This is a genomic window from Streptosporangium sp. NPDC000563, assembly GCF_040299985.1.
In the GTDB taxonomy this organism is placed as follows: domain Bacteria; phylum Actinomycetota; class Actinomycetes; order Streptosporangiales; family Streptosporangiaceae; genus Streptosporangium.
Genome location: NZ_JBEPDA010000001.1, coordinates 1,469,391 through 1,472,157 on the forward strand (window position 1 = coordinate 1,469,391; position 2,767 = coordinate 1,472,157).

General features: G+C 70.9%; 2 protein-coding genes. Both read right to left on the minus strand.

Going from position 1 to position 2,767, the window contains the following annotated elements; all coding sequences use genetic code 11:
• Positions 1 to 150: 150 nt before the first annotated feature.
• On the minus strand, positions 151 to 1,710 hold the full coding sequence (locus ABT352_RS07005; RefSeq protein WP_350943130.1) for a cellulase family glycosylhydrolase: 1,560 nt from the start codon (positions 1,708 to 1,710) through the stop codon (positions 151 to 153).
• A 240-nt stretch (positions 1,711 to 1,950) separates the two neighbouring features.
• Positions 1,951 to 2,767 (minus strand): cellulose binding domain-containing protein (locus ABT352_RS07010; RefSeq protein ID WP_350943131.1); only part of this gene is annotated, 817 nt, incomplete at its 5' end.

Here is a 2,767-nt window from a genome sequence, read left to right on the forward strand (position 1 = left end):
GGCCCGGCCCCCCCCACCCCCGCGGGCGCGCCGCCCCCCCCCCCCGGGGCCGCGGGGCCCCCCCCGTCCCCCGCCGACCACCCCGTCCGGTCCGCTGCCGGGAGTCGCGGACGCGGGCGGGGAATCCTCGGGGTACCGCTGGGAGACGGTTCAGGAGATGGTGGGGGTGGGCGGGGTGCCCGTGCCCGACCAGCTGCCGATGAAGCCGAAGGTGGTGGACCCTCCCGCCGGGATGGACCCGTTCCAGGCGGCGTTGGTGAAGGTGAAGACCGGGGCGGCGGCGGAGAGGGTGGCGCTCCACGCCTGGCTGATGTTCACCCCCGAGGGATAGGTGAGGACGGTCCGCCAGCCGGTGACGGCCGAGGTGCAGCGGATGGTGACCTCGCCCTGGAAGCCGCCCTGCCAGTGGTTGGTGGTCTGGTACGTCGAGGTGCAGCCGCTCGGCGGGGTCGAGGTGGTCGTGAAGGTCGCCGCCGGTGAGGCGACGGAGGTGTTCCCCGCCGCGTCGCGGGCGACGACGGTGACGCTGTAGGCGGTCTGCGGGGTGAGCCCGGTCAGGGTGATCGAGTTGGTCGCGGACGAGCCGAGCTTGGTGGTGCCACGGAAGACGTCGTAGCCGGTGACCGCGCGGTTGTCGGTGGAGGCGGTCCAGGACAGCCGGGCACCGGTCGAGGTGATCTCCGAGGCGGTTGGTGTGCCGGGCCTGGTCGGCGCCTGGGTGTCGGGGGTGGTGGTGCCACCGTAGACCGTGGCCTCGACGGAGGTCTGCGCGATGCCGTTCGCCCCGTTGAACAGGCGCTGTCCCCAGGGGGTGAGGTTGGCGACGTTGAAGTTGGTCACCTGGTCGAGATACTCGACGCCGCCGCTGTTGCCACTCCAGGACCAGCCGAGGTAGCCGATGCCCCTGGCCTGGGCCTGGGCCATGATCGTGTCCTCGTCCGGGTTGCCGTCGGAGTGGTCGAAGCCGAACTCGCCGACCACCAGCGGCAGCCCCGCGGTCTGGAACGCCTGCATGTAGGAGGTCACCTCGGCGGCCGTGTCGAACACCCCGTACATGTGGACGGAGAAGACCGTGTTGCGCTGCGGGTCGGCGGCGAAGACCGTGGAGGCGTTGTCACGCATGGTGAAACTCCAGTCCTGGCCCCAGTTCGGCGCGTCGACCATGATCAGGTGCTGGAACCCGTTGCTCCGCAGCCGGGCGATCGCGGCCGAGGTGGCCTGGGTCCAGCCGGGGGTGGTCGCGTTGTTGCCGATGGGTTCGTTGCCGATGTTGAGGACGACGTAGTCCTCCTGGCCGACGATCGAGTTCTTGACGCTGATCCAGTAGTCCACTGCCTGGTCGAGGGTGTACGCGCCGGCCTGCTCGCCGTACCCGGTGGTGTCATGATTTTCCAGGACACAGATGAGTTTGTTCTGCTTGCAGAGCGAGACGACGTTCGCCACGTCGGAGGCGCCGTTGGCGGTCCACCGGCCGCCGCTGAGCACCACCCTGACGGTGTTCGCGCCGAGCGACTTGATGCCCGCGAACGAGCCGGTCTGGGTCGGGTACCAGGTGTGCGCGTGGCTGGTTCCCCGCATGACGAAGGCGTTGCCGTTCGCCTCCAGGATCCGCGTACCGCTCACGCGGAGACCTACGGCGGCGTGGGCGGGCGGTATGGAGACGACGAACGGAAGAAGGAGCGCCAGGAGCAGCGCCAGTCTGATTCGCATGACCTACCTCGGTTGGGGGGGTGCCCGGCCGGGCGGAGGGGTCGTCGCGCCCGGCCGGGGGTGAGGAGGCGTCCGTGGGGGAGAGACGGACGCCTGGCTGACGGGAGTCGGTTCGTGGTGCGCGGGGTCGGTGCGAGGTGCCGGCGGGTGGTGGAGACGGTCGGAGCGGGGTGCCGGTTCGCGGTGCGGACGGTCGGAGGTCGATGCGGAGGATCGGGGCGGGGACGGTCGGATCGAAGGTCAGCCGGTGGTGCAGTTCACCGGGGTGGGGACGCCGTTGGTGCCGCTCTGGGACGCGGTGAACCCGAAGGACGTCGAGGCGTTCGGAGCGAGGGCCCCGTTCCAGGCCGCGTTCTTGACGGAGACGTCCGCGCCCGTCTGGGTGTGCGTGCCGCTCCAGAGCTGGCTGATCGTCTGACCGTTGGGGAACTTCCAGGTCACCGTCCAGCCGGTGATCGCCGAGGTGCCCGTGTTCTTGACGGTCACGTCACCCTGGAAGGCGCCCTGCCAGCTGCTGGTGACCGTGTACGTGGCCGTACAGCCGCCCACCGGGGCCGTCGTCGTGGTGAACGCGGTGCTCTCGGAGGCGGTGGAGGAGTTGCCGGCCGCGTCCCTGGCCACCACGGAGACGGTGTAGGCCGTCGCGGGGGTGAGCCCGGTGAGGGTGTGGGAGGTGGTGGTGGCGGTGGCGACCTTCGTCGTCCCCTGGTAGACGTCGTAGCCGACGACGCCCACGTTGTCGGTCGAGGCCGTCCAGGTCAGGGTGGCGCCGCTGCCGGTGATCGCGGAGACGACCGGCTTGCCGGGACGTGACGGCGCCTCGGTGTCGTTCTGCGAGGCCGTCGTGGTGAACGCGGTGCTCTCGGAGGCGGCGGAGGAGTTGCCGGCCGCGTCCCTGGCCACCACGGAGACGGTGTAGGCCGTCGCGGGGGTGAGCCCGGTGAGGGTGTGGGAGGTGGCGGTGGCGGTGGCGACCTTCGTCGTCCCCTGGTAGACGTCGTAGCCGACGACGCCCACGTTGTCGGTCGAGGCCGTCCAGGTCAGGGTGGCGCCGCTG

Coding starts and splice junctions, on each gene's coding strand:
- ABT352_RS07005 (WP_350943130.1), bottom strand. CDS start 1,710: ATGCGAATCAGACTGGCGCTGCTCCTGGCGCTCCTTCTTCCGTTCGTC.